We start from the raw sequence: 15,214 nt of genomic DNA, 5'->3' as shown, positions 1-15,214 counted from the left end.
CAGAAAGCGCCATACTTGTTTTGGAGGGGTTTCGGGGGGTCGGAAGTTGGTATAAAGAAAGGAAGGGCCCCTGTGCCAGCCCCGATCCGCCGTCTTCGTGCCCCACTTCCACTGGGACCGGGAATGGTACGAGCCCTTCCAGGTGTTCCGGCACCGGCTCGTCACCGCCCTGGACACCGTGCTGGAGACGGCCGAGACGAACCCGGACTTCCGCTTCACCGTCGACGGGCAGATGGCCGCGGTCGAGGACTACCTGGAGATGCGGCCGGAGAACCGCGAGCGCGTCACGGCCCTGGTCGCCGAGGGCCGGCTCGCCATCGGGCCGTGGCTGATCCTGCTCGACGAGTTCCTCTGCTCGGGCGAGACCATCGTCCGCAACCTGCAGATGGGGTGGGCGGCCGCGGCGGAGCTGGGCGGCTCCATGCCCATCGGCTACCTCCCGGACATGTTCGGCCACGTCGCCCAGATGCCGCAGATCCTGGCGCGCGCCGGGATCGAGCACGCGGCGCTGTGGCGCGGGGTGCCCGGCTCCGTCGACGGCCACGCCTTCCGCTGGCGCGCCCCCGACGGTTCCGAGGTGCGCACCGAGTTCCTCTTCGACGGTTACGACAACGGCCTCGACGTCCTGCTGGTGCCCGATCAGATCGGGCGCGCACTCGGCGAGTACGCGGAGATGACGGCCGGACGGTGGGGCGACGACCCGGTGCTCGCGATGGCCGGCACCGACCACAACGCACCGGACCCGCGCCTCGCGGAGTGGCTGCGGCAGGCCTCGGGCGAGGGGCGCACCATCACCATCGCCACGCTCGACGAGTACATACGCAAGCACGTGCGCGACGAGGTACCGGCCGTCGTCACCGGTGAACTGCGCAGCCACGTACGCGGCAACATCCTCCCGGGCGTGCTCTCGGTGCGGCGCGGGCTCAAGCGCCGGATGGCCGTCGCCGAGCGCACCGTCGACCACGCCGAGCGACTGAACGCGCTGTGGTCCGGACGTGACGACACGCCGTTCCTCTCGCTCGCGTGGCACAAGATCATCGAGTCGAGCGCCCACGACTCGGTCGTCGGCTCCGGCACGGACGAGACCGCCGACCAGGTCGAGGCGCGGCTCGCCGAGGCCGCGCACGCCGCGCGCGCCGTACGGGACGCGGCGCTGGCCGGACCCGCCGCCCGCGTGCCGAGCGACGGCCACCTGGTCGCCAACCCGCTGGCGGTCCCGCGCACGACGCTGGTCGAGGTCGGCGTCGTGGCCCCGCCCGAGGGGACCGTCCTCGTCGCGACCGCGGCCGACGGCTCGGAGCACCCCGTACAGCTGGTCGCGCAGGCGCCGACCGTGCTCAGCGACGAGCGCATGGACGCCTCGCAGCTCGAACGGGTGCTGCGCCGCATCCACCGCCGCGAGCTGTTCGGCCGTCAGATCGACCACTACGAACTCACCGCGGGCTCGCTCGTCTTCCACCTCGCCGAGGTGCCCTCCAGCGGTCCGTTCGACCTGCTGATCCTGCGCCGCGAGGTCGCCGCCGCTGCCGCCGCGCACCCGGGCGAGTGGCGGGTGCTGACGCTGGAGGAGGCACGCGCGACCGCGCTGGTGCCGGTCGCCGTCCCCGCCTCCGGGCTCGCGAGCTTCACGGTCGCGCCCGCCGGGCAGGCGCCCGCACCGGGGACCGCCTTCGCGCCGGCGACGGCGACGGCCGGGTCGCTGTCGAACGGGCTGGCCGAGGTCGTGATCGCCGCCGACGGCACCCTGGAGGTGACCGGGGCGGACGGCACCGTGCTGCGCGGGGTCGGCCGTCTCGTCGACGGCGGTGACCGCGGCGACAGCTACAACTACGGCCCCCCGGCGCACGACCTGCTCGTCTCGGAGCCGACGGAGGTCTCCGTCGAACTCCTGGAGAACGGCCCGCTGCGTTCGCGGGTGCGCATCACCCGCGTGTACCCGTGGCCCGCCGCGCTCTCCCCCGACCGCGACGTACGCGGCGACCGGACCGTGCCGACGCCGGTGGAGACCGTGGTGGAGCTGCGCGCGGGTGAGCCCTTCGTGCGCGTCACCACGTCGTTCCTGAACCAGGCCGCCGACCACCGGCTGCGCTTCCACGTCCCGCTCCCCCGGCCGGCGGCCGGCTCGGCGTCGGCCGGGCAGTTCGCCGTCACCGAGCGCGGGCTGACCGCCGAGGGCGGCTGGGGCGAGTACCCGATCCCGACCTTCCCCGCGAGCACCTTCGTGTCGGCCGGCGCGGCCACCGTGCTGCTCGACCACGCCACCGAGTACGAACTGACCGCCGGGGGTGCCGAACTCGCCGTGACCCTCCTGCGCGCGATCGGCTCGATCAGCGTCAACATCCATCCGCTCCGCGACGAGCCGGCGGCGAGCGAGATCCCCGCGCCGGGGGCGCAGGACCTCGGGGTGCGCATCGAGAACCGTTTCGCCGTCCTGCCGTCGGCGACCGGCTGGCAGGCCGCGGACGCGGTCGCCCTGGCCGAGGAGTTCCGCAACGACGTACTGGTCACCCGCGGTACGGCGCCCGCCGGTGGGCAGTTGCCCCCCGACACGGCCGGCGTGCGGGTCGACGGCACGGACGTCTTCGTCTCCAGCGTCCGCCGCGTCACCGGCGACGAGCTCGGTGCCGGCACCGAGGTGCGGCTGGTGGCGATGAGCGACACGGGCTCCACCGCCCGTGTCACCGGTGCGTTCGGCCGGGTGACCACGGTCGACCTGCTCGGCCGGCCGCTGGCCACCGCACCCGCGGAAGGCGCGCTCGAACTCGCCCTCGGCCCGTGGGAGATCCGGACGATCGTGCTCAGGTAGCCGCGGTCGCGGCCGTGACCCCGACCGCGGCGGTGACCGCACACCGGATCCCCCTCTCGCTACCAAGAAAGAGTTGTGACCTCTTGCCCTCCGAGCTCTCCGCGTATGTTTCGGACACCACACCAGGGCGTGGCGCGCTGCGTCCGGCGCGCTCGTGGCTGCACTCCGACGCCCCCTCCCGCTCGCTCAACGGGCACTGGCGGTTCCGTCTGTCGCCCACGGCGACGGCGGCGGACGACTTCGCGGCCGAAGGCTTCGACGACGGCGGCTGGGACGACATCCCGGTGCCCTCCCACTGGGTGCTCCAGGGGGACGGGGCCTACGGCCGGCCCATCTACACCAACATCCAGTTCCCCTTCCCCATCGACCCGCCCCACGTGCCGGACGAGAACCCGACCGGCGACTACCGCCGCCACTTCGACCTGCCCGCCGACTGGTCGCGGGCCGAGCGGGTCGTGCTGCGCTTCGACGGCGTGGAGTCGCTCTTCAAGGTGTGGGTGAACGGCGACGAGGTCGGCAGTGCCTCGGGCAGCCGGCTGGCCCACGAGTTCGACGTGACCGCGTCCGTGCGCCCGGGCGACAACGTCGTCGCCGTGCGCGTGCACCAGTGGTCGGCGGCGAGCTACCTCGAGGACCAGGACCAGTGGTGGCTGCCGGGCATCTTCCGCGACGTCACCCTGATCGCGCGGCCCGTCGGGGGCATCGAAGACGTCTGGCTGCGCACCGGGTTCGAGCGGGGGCGCGGCCGGATCGACCCGGAGGTCACCGCGGAGGCGGCGGCGTTCCCGGTCACCCTCCGCATCCCCGAGCTCGGCGTCGAGCGGGTCTGGGGCTCCGCGGCCGAGGTGACCGCGTTCGAGGTCGACGGCGTGGAACCCTGGTCGGCCGAGGTGCCGCGGCGGTACGAGGTCACGGTGGCCTCGGCGGCGGAGACCGTCACGGTGCGGACGGGCTTCCGCACGGTCGAGATCCGCGGCGACCGGTTCCTGGTCAACGGCCGCCGCGTCGTCTTCCACGGGATGAACCGCCACGAGACCCACCCCGAGCGCGGCCGTGTCTTCGACGAGGAGCACGCGCGCGAGGACCTGGCCCTGATGAAGCGGTTCAACGTCAACGCGATCCGCACCAGCCACTACCCGCCGCATCCGCGGCTGCTCGACCTCGCCGACGAACTCGGGTTCTGGGTCGTCCTCGAGTGCGACCTGGAGACGCACGGCTTCGACAAGGTCGGCTGGGCCGGCAACCCCAGCGACGACCCGGCGTGGCGGGAGGCGTACCTGGACCGGATCCGGCGCACCGTCGAACGGGACAAGAACCACCCCAGCATCGTGCTCTGGTCGCTCGGCAACGAGGCGGGCACCGGCGCCAACCTCGCCGCGATGTCGGCCTGGGTGCACGCCCGCGACGCGGGGCGCCCCGTGCACTACGAGGGCGACCACACCGGCGCGTACACGGACGTCTACTCGCGCATGTACGCCTCGGTGCCGGAGACCGAGCAGATCGGGACCGACGGCTCGCGCACCCCGCTGCAGGACTGCACCCCCTCGCAGGGCGCACGGCAGCGCACCAAGCCGTTCCTGCTGTGCGAGTACGCCCACGCGATGGGCAACGGGCCGGGCGCCCTCGACCAGTACGAGGCGCTGGTGCACCGGCATCCGCGCCTGCACGGCGGCTTCGTGTGGGAATGGCGCGACCACGGCATCCTGACGACGGCCCCGGACGGCACGCCCTACTACGCCTACGGCGGCGACTTCGGGGAGGTCGTGCACGACGGCAACTTCGTGATGGACGGGATGGTGCTCAGCGACGACGTCCCGACCCCAGGCCTCCACGAGTTCAAGGCGGTCGTGCAGCCGGTCCGCTTCACCTTCGACGCGGGCGCCGACGGCGACGGCGGCGACGACGGCGTGGTGACGATCACCAATCTGCGGCACTCGGCCGACACCGCCGACCTGCGCTTCCGCTGGCGCGTCGAGCACGACGGGACGCCCGTGGACGCCGGGGACCTGGACGTGCCCGTCGTCGTGGCGGGCGGGTCGGCGCGCGTGCCGCTGCCGCGGATCGCGGTGTCGCGGGACGCGGAGACCTGGCTCACCCTGGACGCGGTCCTGGCGGCCGGCACCGCGTGGGCGAGCGAGGGCCATGTGGTCGCGACCGCCCAGCTGGACCGTTCGGCGCGACGTGCCGTGCCCGCCGTCCGGCTTCCGGCCGACTGGCGGCGGAGCGAGGGGACGCTGACGCTCGGCATCGCCGAGTTCGCCGGCGGGGACCTGGTACGGCTCGCCGGCCGCGCCGTGGCGGGCCCGCGGCTGGAGCTGTTCCGCGCCCCGACCGACAACGACGAGGGCACCTCGGGGGTGGCCGAGGAGAGCGACGCCCACGTCCCCGGGGTCTCCAACGCCGAACTCTGGCGTGGCGACGGCCTGGACCGGCTGACCACGCGGGTGCTGTCGGTGGAGACCGCCACGGACGCGCTGCGGACCGTCGCCAAGGTGTCCGCGGCGAACACCGCGTCGTCGGTGACGGTGGAGACCGTCTGGTCCCTCCAGGGGGACGAGCTCGAACTGCGGGTGGAGATCGAGCCGTCGGGCGGCTGGGCGACGGTGTGGCCGCGCATCGGCGTCCGTTTCGACCTGCCCGACGGCGGCGCCCCCGTCGACGGCGCCGAGTGGTTCGGCACGGGCCCGCGCGAGTCCTATCCCGACAGCCTCCGCGCGGCGCGCACCGGCCGCTTCTCCGCCGGCGTCGACGAGCTCTCCGTCGCCTACGCGCGCCCCCAGGAGACCGGGCACCGCTCCCGCCTGCGACGGCTGGAACTGACCAGTGGCGGCGCCGGAGTGCTGCGCTTCGTGACCGTCCCGGACGGACAGGGGCGCCTCCCGGGCTTCACGCTCAGCCGCCACACCCCGCAGCAGATCGCCCGGGCGGCGCACCCGTTCGAGCTCCCTGAGTCGGCGACCAGCCACCTGTTCGTCGACGCGGCCCAGCACGGCCTCGGCTCCCGGGCGTGCGGGCCGGACGTGTGGCCCGAGTTCGCGCTGCGCCCGCAGTCACGGACGATCAGGCTCCGCATCGCGGCGGGCTGAAGTTCCGCCGGCAGAAGGCCGCGACGAGCGGCCTTCTGCCAGGGTGGTGGCATGAAGTACCTGGTGCTGATGTACGCCGACCCCGCGGCGACCGAGGCGATGACCGCCGAGGAACGCGCCGAGGTGTTCCGCCGGCACGACGAGCTGCACAAGGATCTCGCGGGCACCGGCGAGCTGCTGAACGGGGCCGGACTCGCCTACCCCAGGGACACCACGACGATCCGGCTGCGCGCGGACGGCGCGACGACGGCGGACGGACCGCTCACGGAGGCGAGGGAGCAGGTGACTGCCTACTACGTGGTCGACTGCGCGAGCCCGGAACGTGCGCGGGAGATCGCCGGACGCGTCGTCGACTTCCACGTCGTGGCGGTCGAGGTCCGCCCCGTCCACGACTCGTTCGGCATGGACGGAAGGTGACGATTTCGACACCCTCCGTCATCACCGTGCGCCGAAGTGCGGGGACCGCGCCCCGTGGGCCGAATGGGCATTATGACCCATTTGGGTGAATAATGGACTAATGGATGTCATTTTTGAACCGTCGGTGTACCCACCGCTCGCCCTCGGCTTCTTCGGCCTGGCGACCGGCTATCTGATCTGGGGCTCCCAGGAGCTGTTCGGCTGGCCCAAGAGGGACGAGCGGGTCGACCGGGCGATGGGCGTCTGGGGCATCTGGCTGCCGGGCTTCTGCCAGCTCCTGGCCGGCGTCATCCTCTTCGTGGGCCTCACCTGGTTCGAGGTGTTCAAGGAGCCGCCGCTCTACATGGCCGCGCTGGCCTTCACCGCGTACGGCATCCACTGGTTCGCGCTCGGCTGGGACCGCTACCGCGGCAACGACGCACGCGTCAACGCCGGGGTCGGCGTGGCCTACATGGTCCTTTCGGCCCTCGGCGCGACGGTGTTCTTCGCGGTCCACGACTGGCCCGTCGGGCTGGTCTTCGTCGGGCTCTTCGCCGTCTACCTCAGCAAGTTCGTCATGTCGGTCGGCGTGCCCGTCGCGGAGCGCGTGATGGGGCTGTTCCGCCTGCTGACCGCCGCCTGGCTGCTGTACCTGACCTTCGCCGTGGTGGTCGACTTCACCCTCGGGTACCACTGGCCGACGTGACCCGCACGGGGCGTCAGACGTCGACCAGCCCCAGCCGCAACAGGCTCTCGGCGGTGTCGAGGACGGTCGTCCCCACGGAGCGGGGCTCCCAGCCCAGCACCGCGCGCGCCTTGTCGGTGCGGAGCACCGGCACCTTGCCCAGCCGACCCGCCGCCTCCCGCAGCGCCGGGTCGGTGCGCGCGCCCTCCCGCACCTCCTCGGGGGTGAGTTCCCGGGACGGCACCTTCGCGGCGCGCTCGCCCAGCCCCTCCGCCAGGATGCGGGCCATCGCGAAGAGGCTCGTCGCCGTTCCGGTGCCGATGAGGAAGCGCTCGCCCGCGGCGGCCGGTTCCGTCATCGCCCGCAGGTGGGCCTCGGCCACGTCACGCACGTCGGCCACGTCGAAGTACTGCGGCGGGACCACCGGCAGGGCCCCCTCCAGCATCGCCTTGACGAGCCCCACCGAGGCGGACAGGTGCCGGTCCAGCACGGGGCCGAAGATCCCGGGCGGATTGATCACGGCCAGTTCGAGCCCGCCTCCCTCGGCGGCCGTGAAGTCCCATGCGGCGCGCTCGGCGACCGCCTTGGACTTGACGTAGGGGGTCAGGTCGTCCCCTGGGTCGGTCCAGTCGCTCTCGTCGTAGGCGCCGCCACCCGTACGGCTGTAGCCGACGGCGGCGAAGGACGAGGTCATCACCACGCGCCGGACGCCGTGGTCACGCGCCGCCCGCAGCACGCGCAGTGCTCCGTCCCGGGCCGGGACGATGACCTCGTCCTCGTGGCGGGGCTGCCGGGCCGGGAAGGGCGACGCCACGTGCAGGACGTGCTCGCAGCCCTTCACCGCCTCCGCCCAGCCCACGTCCGCGCCCAGGTCGGCAACGACGATCTCCAGCCGTCCGGGGTCGGCGCCCACCCGGGCCGCCGTCGCGCGGACGCCTTCCGCGCGGTCCGGCGACCGGACGGTGGTGCGTACCCGGTGGCCGGCGCGCAGCAGCGCGTCGAGGACGTGCGAGCCGAGGTAGCCGCTGCCGCCCGTCACGAGGACGGGTCCGGAGCCGGGGTTCAGGTCGTACATGGTGTTCTCTTCCCTATCTCAGATCGGGCACCGTGCGCGTGAGTTCGTCCACGGCACGCTGCTCCGCGTCGTCGTCGCCCCGCTCCCGCGCGTCCCACAGGTCTGTCTTGAGCTGCAGGTACCGCAGGCGGACCCGCATCCGCTCGAGCTCCTCGGCCACCCGGTCGGCGTTGCGCCGGAACAGCTCGCGCAGTTGCACGGCCCGGTCGGGGTCCGCCTCCCCGTCGAGGTGACGGAGGTAGGCGTGCATGTCGCGCACGCTCATCCCGGTCGCCTTGAGGCAGCTCAGGGCCTCGATCCTCTCCACCGTGGAAGCGCCGTAGCGGCGGTGGCCGCTGCTCTCGTCACGGGGGACCGGGCCGATCAGGCCGATCTTCTCGTAGTAGCGCAGTGTCGGCTCGGAGAGGCCGCTGCGTCGCGACACCTCCTGGATCGACACCGGCGGGGCGTCTGTCATTGCCACGTCCTCAGTCTTCGGAACCTCAAGCGCTTGAGGTCAAGCGTGGGGTGCGCACGTGGCCGAGGTCACTTCGCCGGGCCCCGGCGCGTCGCCTGCCGCGGGGTCCGGGACGTCTCCGGGGGACCTCACCCCCGAGGGGGACTTAGTGTAGCCTTACCTAAGCTTCAGGCAGGGCGTGCTGGTCGCCGTCGGCTGGGTTCCGGAGGGGTCGCGGGGTGGGAACGAAGGTGCCGTCGGGGCGGGATGTCCTGTTGCGGACGGTCAAGGACCGGCGGAAGGACGTCGCCGTGGGCGCCGTGCTCGGCGCCGGCCATCAGTTCGGGGAGGCGCTCGTCCCCGTCCTCATCGGCATCGTCATCGACCAGGCCGTGTCCGACGGCGACGGACGTGCACTCTCCGGCTGGCTCGCGGTGCTGGCCGTCGTGTACGTCGGGCTCTCCTTCAGCTTCCGCTTCGGCGCCCGCGCCGGCGAACGCGCCGCCGAACAGGCCGCGCACGAACTGCGGATCGCCCTCGTACGCCGGGTCCTCGACCCCCGCGGCGGCGCCGAACGCGGCCATCTGCCCGGTGAGCTGGCCAATATCGCCACCGAGGACGCCAAGCGGGTCGGCGCCGTCAACATGGCGGTCATGACCGGGATCTCGGCCCTCACCGGACTCCTGGTCAGCGCCGTGGCGCTGCTGCGGATCTCCGTCCTGCTGGGCCTGGTCGTCCTCCTCGGCACACCGGTGCTGCTCTGGCTCGGGCACCTGCTCAGCAAGCCCCTGGAGCGGCGCAGCGAGGCCGAGCAGGAGCGCGCCGCGTACGCCTCCGGGATCGCCGCCGACCTGGTGGCGGGACTGCGGGTGCTCAAGGGGATCGGGGCGCAGAGCGCCGCCGTCGAACGGTACCGGCGCACCAGCCGCGCCTCGCTGGGCGCCACGGTGCGGGCGGCGCGCGCGGAGGCCTGGCAGAGCGGGGTGGTGCTCACCCTGACCGGGGTCTTCATCGCGGTGGTCGCGCTGATCGGCGGACGGCTCGCCACGGCGGGCGACATCACGCTGGGTCAGCTCGTCTCGGCGGTCGGCCTGGCGCTGTTCCTCCTGGGGCCGCTGGAGGTCTTCGCCTGGGTCAACACCGAGTTCGCCCAGGGGCGGGCCTCCGCGGGACGCATCGCGGCCGTGCTCGCCGCGGAGCCCGACGTGCAGCCGGGCGACCGCGCCCTGCCGGAACCGGTACGCGGCGGGCTGCGGCTGCGCGGCGTCACCCTCGGCGCCCTGCGCGAGGCCGACCTCGACGTCCGGCCCGGAGAACTGCTCGGCGTCGCCAGCACCGACCCGGCCGCCGCGCAGGCACTGCTCGCCTGCCTCGGCCGCACCACGGACCCGGAGGCCGGCGTCGTCGAACTGGACGACGTACCCCTGCCGGAGCTCGACCCCGCGCGGCTGCGCACCGTGGTCCTCGTCGCGGCGCACGACGCCGACCTGTTCGAGGGCACCCTCGCCGACAACCTGGGCGGCACCGGGGACGACGACCTCGCGCTGGCCGCCGCCTGCGCGGACGAGGTGGCCCGGGCCCTGCCGCGGGGCACCGCCACCGAGGTCACCGAGGGCGGCCGCTCGCTCTCCGGCGGCCAGCGCCAGCGCGTCGCGCTCGCCCGCGCCCTCGTCGCCGACCGCCCGGTGCTCGTCGTGCACGACCCCACCACGGCGGTCGACGCGGTCACCGAGGCCCGCATCGCCGGCGGCCTGCGCGAGCACCGCCGCGGCCGCACCACGCTGCTGGTGACCAACAGCCCGGCCCTGCTGTCCGTCGCCGACCGCGTCGTCCTCCTCGACGGCGGCCGGGTGGCGGCCGACGGCGCGCACGGCGACCTCGTGCACGGCGACGCGACCTACCGGACGGCGGTACTGGCATGACGACGGCATCGGGATCCGCGGCGCGGGAGCTGCTGCCCACGGCGACGCCCGCGCGGACGCGTGCCGCGGTACGGGAACTGCTGCGTCCGCACCGGGCGCTGGCGGTGGGCGGGGCCGTGGTGATGGTGGCGGCCACGACGGTGGGGCTGCTGACCCAGCCGCTGCTGGGGCACATCGTCGACCTGGTGACCGACCGGCACCCGGCGGGGGCGCTGACGCTGCCCGTGGTGCTGCTGGTGCTGGTCGCCGTGGCGCAGGGCGTGGCCACCGCCTTCGGCATGTCGCTGGTGTCACGGCTCGGCGAGACCGTGCTGGCCGAGCTGCGCGAGCGCTTCGTCGAGCGGGCACTGTCTTTGCCGCTGGAGCGCCTGGAGCGGGCCGGTTCCGGCGACCTTAACTCCCGGGTGACGCGGGACGTGTCACGGGTGGCGGACGCGGTGCGCACCGCGCTGCCGGAACTGGTGCACTCGGGGCTGTCGATCGTGCTGACGCTGGCCGCCCTCGCGGTCCTGGACTGGCGGTTCCTGCTGGCGGCGCTGCTCGCGGTGCCCGTGCAGGCGCACACCGCGCGCTGGTACGTCCGCAACGCCACACCGCTGTACGCCAAGGAGCGCATCGCCACCGGCGCCCAGCAGCAGCAGTTGCTCGACACCATCGGCGGCGCGGCGACCGTACGGGCCTACCGGGCCGAGGCCGGGCACACCGAGCGGGTCACCGAACGCTCCCGCGCGGCGGTCGACCTGACGCTGCGCGGGGTGCAGCTGGTGCTGCGCTTCTACAGCCGGCTGCACGTGGCCGAGTACACCGGGCTGGCCGCCGTGCTGGTCACCGGTTTCCTGCTGGTGCGCGGCGGCTCCGCGTCGATCGGCACGGCGACGGCGGCGGCCCTGTACTTCCACAGCCTGTTCGGCCCGGTGAACACCGCGCTGGTGCTGCTGGACGACGCCCAGTCCGCGACCGCCGCCCTGGCCCGGCTGGTCGGCGTCGTCGACGAGCCGGCGCCCCTCGTCGCGGATGACGCCCAGCGGCAGAACGTCCCCGGTGTTCCCGCCGTGACCGTGGAGGGCGTCGGCCACGCCTACGTGCCAGGACGGCCGGTGCTCACCGACGTGGACCTGGTGCTGCGGCCCAAGGAGAGGGTCGCCCTCGTCGGTGCCAGCGGCGCCGGCAAGACCACGCTCGCCAAGATCGTCGTCGGCATCCACCGGCCGTCGTCCGGCCGGGTCGACGTCGGCGGCGGCGAACCCGCGGAGACCGGGCGCACGGTCGCGCTGGTCACGCAGGAGGTGCACGTCTTCTCCGGCCCGCTCGCCGACGACCTGCGCCTGGCCCGACCGGACGCCACCGACGAGGAACTGCGCGAAGCCCTGGAGCGGGTCGGCGCGCTCGGCTGGGCTCAGGCGCTGCCCGAGGGCCTCGACACCGTCGTCGGCGAGGGCGGCCACCGGCTGACCGCCGACCGCTCGCAGCAACTCGCCCTCGCCCGGCTGGTGCTGGCCGACCCACCGGTCGCCGTCCTCGACGAGGCCACCGCGGAGGCCGGCAGCGCCGGCGCCGGGCGGCTGGAGGAGGCCGCCGAGCGCGCGCTGGAGGGCCGTACGGCCCTGGTCGTCGCGCACCGGCTCAGCCAGGCCGCCGCCGCCGACCGGGTGGTGGTGATGGAGGAGGGCCGCATCGCCGAGAGCGGTACCCATGACGAACTGCGCGCCGCCGGGGGGCCGTACGCCGCCCTGTGGCAGGCCTGGGCGGAGCACCGCAGCACCCCCCGGCCGTAGCGGCCGCCGCCTCTGAACCAACCCGTCCAGAACCGAAACGAACAGAAGGATCACCCGATGCCCCGCGCCAACAGAGCCACCCGGTTCGCCGGACTGCTCGCCTCCGTACTGATGCTCGTCGGTGCGGCAGCCGCCTGCGGCTCCTCCGACTCGCCCTCCGACGCGTCGAAGCCGGGCTCCGGCTCCACCAAGGCGTCGGCGGGCAACGCCTTCCCCGTCACGATCGCCCACAAGTACGGCAGCACCACGATCAAGTCCGAGCCCAAGCGCGTGGTCACCGTGGGCCTCACCGACCAGGACGCCGTCCTCGCGCTCGGCACCGTCCCGGTCGGCACCACCGAGTGGATCGGCGGCTACAAGGGCGCCGTCGGCCCCTGGGCGCAGGACAAGCTGGGCTCCGCCGCGGCGCCCACCGTCCTGAAGGACACCGGCACCGGGCCGCAGGTCGAGAAGATCGCCGCCCTCAGGCCCGATCTGATCCTCGCCCTGTACTCGGGCCTGACCAAGGCGCAGTACGACACGCTGTCGAAGTTCGCGCCGGTCGTGGCCCAGCCCAAGGAGTTCAACGACTACGGCATCCCGTGGCAGCAGCAGACCGAGACCATCGGCAAGGCGCTCGGCAAGCCCGAGGAGGCCACGAAGCTCGTCGAGGGCGTCGAGGCGAAGTTCGCCGAGGCCAAGAAGGCGCACCCCGAGTTCGCCGGCGCCACCACGGTGATGGCCACCCCGTACGAGGGCACCTTCGTCTACGGCAGCCAGGACGCCCGCTCGCGGCTGCTGGCCGACCTCGGGCTGAAGCTCCCGGCCGACCTGGACAAGGTGATCGGCGACACGTTCGGCGCCAACATCAGCAAGGAGCGCACCGATCTGCTCGACCAGAGCGTCGCGGTGTGGATCGTGCCGGACACCACCACGGCCGTCGCGAAGCTGCACGAGGACAAGCTGTACGCCGACCTGAAGGTCGTGAAGGAGGGCCGCGAGGTCTTCGTCAAGGAGTCCGGCGACTACGGCAACGCGGTTTCCCTGTCGACCGTGCTGAGCATCCCCTACGTCCTCGACCGCCTCGTCCCGCAGCTCGCCGCCGCGGTGGACGGCGACCCGGCCACGAAGGTGGAGCAGCCCGCGTCCTGAGCGTCCGCCTGCCCGGTGGTGTGTGCACGCCTGCACACACCACCGGGCAGCTTCCTGTCGGCCCGGTGCCGGTCACCAGGTGTCGGGCCACGGGTACCCGAGTTCCCGAGCGCGCTCCCGGGTTCCGCCGCACAGCCGTGCGTAGGTCTTCGGGTCCTCCCCCGACAGGCGCCGCAAAGCGGCCGCAGCCTGTGCCTCGGGCGGTGTGCCGTCGTCCGCGATGTCCCACCGGAACTGGAGCGGGCTGTCGGGCCGGTCGGGGTTCCCCGAGGCGAGTCCGGGCACGTACCAGAAGGTCACCACGGTGGTGTCCGTCCGGTCGTCGAAGCTGCTGCTGATCCAGCCCCGGCTGGCATCCCATCTGCCCAGCAGATCGGGCTCCGCCACCAGACCCGCCTTGATGAGGCGGGCCACGGTACGGGCGCGCCAGGACCACCCGCGGTCGGTCTCCGCGCGGGCGACCTCCGCGTCGTAGGCCGCGGCGTCGAAGCGGTACGGCGGTGGCTCGGGCGTGGGCTCCTCCGAACCGGGCAGCGCCCGGCGCCAGTTCGACCACACAACCTGCTCCCCGTCGCGCCGGATCGTGACGTGGAGCGCCCCGCAGCAGCCTTCGGTGCAGCGGGCCTCCGCGAGTTGCACTTCGCGAGGCTCCGGACCTGCGCGCAGTCGCCCCTCCTCCAGCAGGAGTTCGGGGCTGTTCGCGGGACCGTGGGAGAAGAGCGCCGGGACGACGGGGCGGCCGTCGACGAGGATGCGGGTCTCGGCCCGGTCCCGGTCCGCGGGGTCACCCGGCACCACCTCGATGCGCAGCCGGCCGCCCGTGGCCGGGAGGGTGAACGGCCGCCGCCCGGTCCGCCGGATCCAGCCCGCTCGCCGCCGCTGCTCCGCGGTGCTCGCCGGGACTGCCGTCTGCGGGGCCCATCGTGGTTCGGCCAGCAGCCGCCCCAGTGTGTCGAGCAGCGCCGCACGCCGGTTCCTCGGCCAGTCCAGGAGCACCGCTGAGCCGCTGCTCATGTCGAGGGCGAGCGAGAGCAGGGTGGCATGGTGGTCGAGGGTAGGCGCGAGGAGTCCCGCACGTGTGACGACCCTCTCGTACAGGGCAAGTGCGTCCCGGTAGGCGAGGAGGTGGCTCGGGTCGTCGTACGAGCGCCCCATCACCACGAGCAGCCTGCCCGCCTGGGCCAGCAGAGCCGTGTCCCGGGGGTGCCGGTCAAGCAGTCCGGGCAACCGAACGGCCTCCGCGACCCGGCGTGCGTGCGCCGCGCCGAGTCCGCGCAGCGGGTTGGGAAGGGCGGTCGTCGCGGCGAAAACCGCGTGCTCGTCTCCCGTCCGCAGGGCCCTGACGAGCGGCCGCAGCTCGTCGTCGGCGAAGGTGGCGAGGTGGACGACGGCCGCGGACCTGCGGTCCAGTCGGTCGAGGGCGTTCACGGCCAGACCGGTGAGCTGCCGGAACACCCCGAGAGCCGCGAGGTACGGTACGTCCTCGGGCTCGCCGAGACGGATGAGGAGGGCGATTCCCGCCGTGACGGCGGGCACGGTGGTACCGGTCCTGGTCAGTCGCCGGGCCAGTGCGCGGGCCGTGTCCCGCTGCTCCTCCGGCAGCTGCAGGTCCGCGACGGCGGAGCGGATCAGGGACCTGTGGCGGTCCCCTACGCCGAGCCGGGCGAAGCGGTGGTGGAGGGTGGGTGAGTCGTCCGGCAGCGGGTCGAGGGCCGCGCGGATGGCGGCCCTGACCTCGTCCCGGGGCAGGTGGGGACCGGCTGACTCGGCTTTCCCCGGGAGGGAGTGCCCGCGCCGGGGCGGCAGCCCGTCCGGGGATTCGCGCAGCAGGTGCAGGGCACGGTCGTACAGGGCGGGCGGCAGCGTGAGCGCGTCGCGCTCTTCCCGGGCGCTCACCGGGCG

Annotated in this window: 10 protein-coding genes; 7 read left to right on the top strand and 3 right to left on the bottom strand. The window is 73.6% G+C overall.

Annotation, left to right across the window (positions count from 1 at the left end; translation table 11 throughout):
- Window positions 1-97: 97 nt before the first annotated feature.
- From PV350_RS15270 to PV350_RS15255, 4 genes are all read left to right on the top strand, one after another.
- A complete protein-coding gene (locus PV350_RS15270) occupies window positions 98-2,806 on the top strand; it encodes a glycoside hydrolase family 38 N-terminal domain-containing protein (protein ID WP_500334299.1) in 2,709 nt (902 codons plus the stop codon).
- A gap of 83 nt (window positions 2,807-2,889) precedes the next feature.
- On the top strand, window positions 2,890-5,892 hold the full coding sequence (locus PV350_RS15265; RefSeq protein WP_500334297.1) for a glycoside hydrolase family 2 TIM barrel-domain containing protein: 3,003 nt from the start codon (window positions 2,890-2,892) through the stop codon (window positions 5,890-5,892).
- A 51-nt stretch (window positions 5,893-5,943) separates the two neighbouring features.
- Window positions 5,944-6,309, top strand: a complete 366-nt coding sequence (locus PV350_RS15260; protein WP_499516167.1) for a YciI family protein — start codon at window positions 5,944-5,946, stop codon at window positions 6,307-6,309.
- A 100-nt stretch (window positions 6,310-6,409) separates the two neighbouring features.
- Window positions 6,410-6,994 carry a hypothetical protein gene (locus PV350_RS15255; protein WP_499516166.1) on the top strand — a complete coding sequence of 195 codons (585 nt, stop codon included), beginning with the start codon at window positions 6,410-6,412 and terminating at the stop codon, window positions 6,992-6,994.
- Window positions 6,995-7,007: 13 nt separating this feature from the next.
- On the opposite strand, the gene PV350_RS15250 is transcribed toward PV350_RS15255, so the two are convergent.
- Entirely contained in the window at window positions 7,008-8,048 is a 1,041-nt protein-coding gene (locus tag PV350_RS15250) for an SDR family oxidoreductase (RefSeq protein ID WP_500334295.1), read from the bottom strand.
- 13 nt (window positions 8,049-8,061) lie between these two features.
- Complete coding sequence (locus tag PV350_RS15245) at window positions 8,062-8,505, bottom strand: MerR family transcriptional regulator (RefSeq protein WP_499517035.1); 444 nt, start codon at window positions 8,503-8,505, stop codon at window positions 8,062-8,064.
- 218 nt (window positions 8,506-8,723) lie between these two features.
- Here PV350_RS15245 and PV350_RS15240 point away from each other — a divergent pair, with 218 nt between their 5' ends.
- The 3 genes from PV350_RS15240 to PV350_RS15230 are packed head-to-tail and all read left to right on the top strand — an operon-like array spanning window position 8,724 to window position 13,312.
- Entirely contained in the window at window positions 8,724-10,406 is a 1,683-nt protein-coding gene (locus PV350_RS15240; protein WP_499516164.1) for an ABC transporter ATP-binding protein, read from the top strand.
- A complete protein-coding gene (locus PV350_RS15235; protein WP_500334293.1) occupies window positions 10,403-12,181 on the top strand; it encodes an ABC transporter ATP-binding protein in 1,779 nt (592 codons plus the stop codon). The genes PV350_RS15240 and PV350_RS15235 overlap by 4 nt, the downstream gene beginning before the upstream one ends.
- 57 nt (window positions 12,182-12,238) lie before the next feature.
- The gene (locus PV350_RS15230; protein WP_500334291.1) at window positions 12,239-13,312 is read left to right on the top strand and encodes an iron-siderophore ABC transporter substrate-binding protein; all 1,074 of its coding nucleotides are present in this window, start codon (window positions 12,239-12,241) and stop codon (window positions 13,310-13,312) included.
- Window positions 13,313-13,384: 72 nt separating this feature from the next.
- On the opposite strand, the gene PV350_RS15225 is transcribed toward PV350_RS15230, so the two are convergent.
- A complete protein-coding gene (locus PV350_RS15225) occupies window positions 13,385-15,208 on the bottom strand; it encodes a hypothetical protein (RefSeq protein ID WP_500334290.1) in 1,824 nt (607 codons plus the stop codon).
- Window positions 15,209-15,214 lie beyond the last annotated feature (6 nt).

It is taken from the genome of Streptomyces sp. PA03-6a (assembly GCF_033792765.1).
In the GTDB taxonomy this organism is placed as follows: Bacteria; Actinomycetota; Actinomycetes; order Streptomycetales; family Streptomycetaceae; genus Actinacidiphila.
The sequence above is the reverse complement of the archived record's forward strand: the minus strand, read 5'-3'. Positions and strand labels throughout refer to the sequence as shown.

Excerpts from the sequence above, each read along its gene's own strand:
- PV350_RS15260 (WP_499516167.1), top strand. The coding sequence starts at position 5,944 with ATGAAGTACCTGGTGCTGATGTACGCCGACCCCGCGGCGACCGAGGCG.
- PV350_RS15255 (WP_499516166.1), top strand. The coding sequence starts at position 6,410 with ATGGATGTCATTTTTGAACCGTCGGTGTACCCACCGCTCGCCCTCGGC.
- PV350_RS15250 (WP_500334295.1), bottom strand. The coding sequence starts at position 8,048 with ATGTACGACCTGAACCCCGGCTCCGGACCCGTCCTCGTGACGGGCGGC.
- PV350_RS15245 (WP_499517035.1), bottom strand. The coding sequence starts at position 8,505 with ATGACAGACGCCCCGCCGGTGTCGATCCAGGAGGTGTCGCGACGCAGC.
- PV350_RS15235 (WP_500334293.1), top strand. The coding sequence starts at position 10,403 with ATGACGACGGCATCGGGATCCGCGGCGCGGGAGCTGCTGCCCACGGCG.
- PV350_RS15230 (WP_500334291.1), top strand. The coding sequence starts at position 12,239 with ATGCCCCGCGCCAACAGAGCCACCCGGTTCGCCGGACTGCTCGCCTCC.